We start from the raw sequence: 3,656 nt of genomic DNA on the forward strand, positions 1-3,656 counted from the left end.
GTCCACTTACCCAAAATGCGACGTCCATGGCAATTTTATTATTACAAGTTGACTAAAAATCAGTTGGGCGGCAGTGGAGGCGGGGCACAAAAATGATTCTGACCGTTCGCGACCGAAGGGAGTCGGATACCGCTTACGGTCAGCCATCATTTTTGTGAAACGCCGCAACGGACGACCAACTGATTTTTACACTGGTAAGTTGATAATATGGAAACTTTGTTAAGGAATTTCGATAAAGGAAGGCAAAAATGACATTCGCAGAAAAAATTTGTCAGGTAGCAGAAGAAGGTGTGGTTCTGCTTAAAAACGAAGATAGGGTTGTTCCATTTTCAAAAGAAGATTCTGTAGCGGTTTTTGGCCGATGCCAGTTTGAGTATTACAGAAGCGGAATGGGCTCTGGCGGCTCTGTTCATGTGAGCTACACAACAAATCTTACAGATTCGCTTTTGGAGCTTTGTGCATCTCATAAGGCACTTGCCGGCGTTGATACAAAACTTGCAAAAACTTACCGCGACTGGCTCCAGAAAAATCCGTTCGACAACGGAGGTGGCGGCTGGGCGGCTGAACCGTGGAGCCAAAAAGAAATGCCTCTCTCGGATTCTGTTGTTTTGGAGTCTGCAAAAAATCATTCTAAGGCGATTTTTGTTATTGGACGCACCGCCGGCGAGGACAAGGACAATAAAGCCGAAAAAGGCAGCTGGTATTTGAGCGACGGCGAAAGAAGTGCCCTTGAAAAAATCTGTTCGGCTTTTGAAAACGTGTGCGTCGTTCTTAACGTGTCGAACATAATGGACATGGAGTGGATTTTTGATTCAGCTTTTAAAGGCCATATAAAATCTGTTCTTGTATCTTGGCAGGGCGGTCAGGAAGGCGGAAGGGCTATTGCACGAATTTTGTGCGGTTGTGCTTATCCAAGCGGAAAACTTTCTGACACAATTGCGCGGCACGTTGATTCTTATCCGTCTGCAAAAAATTTTGGAAATGACGGAAACGTGTTCTATCAGGAAGACATTTACGTTGGCTACCGATATTTTTCAACTTTTGCGCCTGAAGAAGTTCGCTTTCCATTCGGATTCGGTTTGAGTTACACAACGTTCAGTGTCGAAACTCAGAAGGCATCCTTCAAAGATGATTCTGTGTTCGTTCAGGTGAATGTAAAAAATACCGGAACTCATGCCGGAAAAGAAGTCGTTCAGGTTTACGTTGAAGCTCCTCAGGGCGTGCTCGGAAAACCTCGGCGAGTTCTTGCGGCGTTTGCAAAAACTTCGGAGCTTGCAGCCGGCTCGTGCGAAGTTCTGAATTTGGAATTCAAACTTTCTGATTTTGCAAGTTACGATGATTCTGGGGCAACAGGAAACAAATCTTGCTTTGTGCTTGAAGAAGGACTTTACAAAATCTTTGTGGGAACGGACGTGCAGAATGCCGAACAGATTTCTGTTGACGGAAAAGCTGGAATTGAGCTTGAAAAATTAAAAGTTGTGCAGACTCTTTCCGAAGCATCTTCGCCAAGCGTGCCTTTTAAGCGTATAAAACCTGGTTCGCTTCTTGGCGAAAAATACAGCCTTTTGGAAGAAGACGTTCCGCTTTCAAAAATCAATCTTGCCGAGCGGATTCAAAAAAATCTTCCAAAAGAAATTCCGTTTACCGGCGACAAAGGAATTCGCTTTAAGGATGTGATTAACGACCGCTCAAAACTTAATGATTTTATTGCCCAAATCGACAAGACAGAACTTGCCGCCATGATACGTGGCGAAGGAATGATGAGCCAAAAAGTGACAGTGGGAATTGCGGCAGCTTACGGCGGAATTACGCAAAAACTCCGTGATTTTGGAATTCCTGCGGCGGGGTGCTCTGACGGACCGAGCGGCATTCGTCTTGACACGGGAAAAGAGGCAAATCTCATGCCAATCGGAACTCTTCTCGCGTGCACCTGGAATCCTAAAATAATAGAAGAATTATACACTTTTGAAGGAAAGGAGCTTGTTCAGTACGAAATTGACACTTTGCTTGGTCCTGGCGTAAATATTCACCGCTCACCGCTTAACGGGCGGAACTTTGAGTATTATTCGGAAGACCCGCTTCTTTCGGGCTTTATGGCCATTTCGGCTTTGCGCGGTTTGAACCGGGCCGGGGCTTCTGGCACAATCAAACATTTTGCGGCGAACAGTCAGGAAGCGTTCAGAAGGAGTCAGAATTCCGTGGTTTCTGAACGTGCTCTCCGAGAAATTTATTTGAAGGCTTTTGAGCGCGCCGTAAAGAGTGGGGAAGTAAAGTCGTTGATGACGAGCTACAACGCGATTAACGGTCACTGGAGCGCGAGCAATTTTGATTTGGTTACGACGATTCTCCGAAACGAATGGGGGTATTCTGGTCTTGTGATGACTGATTGGTGGGCAACCATGAATGATTGTGTTTTAGGCGGAAGCGATACTCTTAAAAACACTGCGAGTTTGATTCGTTCTGGAAACGATGTTTATATGGTTGTTGACAATGACGGCGCAGAAAAAAATTGCTACGGCGACAACACGCTTTCTTCGTTGGAGGCTGGAACGCTTTCTTTGGGCGAGTTGCAGAATGCGGCGCGAAACATTCTGAATTTTATTCTGGATGCGCCTGTTTCAAAACGTCCGTTGCGTCCTCTAAAAATCTTTAAGTCGTTTACAACGGCTTTGACCAAAATGCCGACAGATGGAAAAATTGCAAAAGAAGGCGAGGCTTTCCTTCCGGAGGGCGGAGTTTTCTATTTGCAGGCCGAGCATGATGCCATGTACAACATTAGCGGAACGTACAGCAAAGACGGTGACGACCTTTCTCAGTCCGTGAGCAACATTATGATTGATGGTGCCCAAGCGGCTTCTCTGGAATGTCGCAGCACGGCCGGCATTGAAACTACCGTAAATGCCGCTCAAGTTCATTTGGAAAAGGGATTTTATAAAATTTCTCTTGAGCACACTATGCCTGGAATAAAGGTAAAGCAAATTATTATTTCAAGCGAAGTGATTACACCAGTTTCCTTGGGCGTAATTTCCATTTAAGAAAAGAAATTAATGGAACTCTGAAAAACTAAGATTCTAGTTTTTGACGCAGATGCGCGCAGAGTTACGCGGATTGAACACGGATATTCGTAGAACCGATATTTATTTGGGAATCTGCGAATATCTGCGAACATCTGCGTTTAAAATCTAAAAGTTTGTCATTCTGAACTTGATTCAGAATCTCTGTCGTCTTGCGGGAAAAAAAGACCCCGAAACTAGTTCAGAGCGTCCCAGTCTGTCATGTCGAGCGAAGTCGAGACATCTACTGTTCCTTGAGAATAGCGGAGTGGAGAAAACTATTGCTTGTAGACCTCTCGACAACGCTCGAGGTGACAAAAACGGTCATTCCGACTACGCTCGAGGTGACAAAAACGGTCATTCCGACTACGCTCGAGGTAACAAAAACGGTCATTCCGACAACGCTCGAGGTGACAAAAACGGTCATTCCGACTGCGCTCGAGGTGACAAAACGGGCATTCCGACTGCGCTCTGGCTGGCATTGTTGTGTTATCCCGATTTTTTTTATTATCTGTGACAAATCTGCGTTATCCGCGTTTTTCAGTATCTGTGTCCCATCCGTGTTTATCTGTGTTTAGCTGCGTTTAAAATCTAAAAGTTTGT

1 protein-coding gene is annotated in these 3,656 nt (G+C 45.2%); it reads left to right on the top strand.

The genetic code is table 11. The annotated features are described in order from the left end of the window. Nucleotides 1-248 precede the first annotated feature (248 nt). Nucleotides 249-3,035: a glycoside hydrolase family 3 C-terminal domain-containing protein gene (locus JI65_RS16550; RefSeq protein WP_191018271.1), complete on the top strand. Its 2,787-nt coding sequence runs from the start codon at nt 249-251 to the stop codon at nt 3,033-3,035. The last annotated feature ends 621 nt before the right edge of the window (nt 3,036-3,656 follow it).

This window comes from Treponema zioleckii (assembly GCF_014737315.1).
Lineage (GTDB): Bacteria > Spirochaetota > Spirochaetia > Treponematales > Treponemataceae > Treponema_D > Treponema_D zioleckii.

Bases quoted from the DNA above. Each gene is read 5' to 3' on its own strand.
- JI65_RS16550 (WP_191018271.1), top strand. From the start codon at position 249: ATGACATTCGCAGAAAAAATTTGTCAGGTAGCAGAAGAAGGTGTGGTT.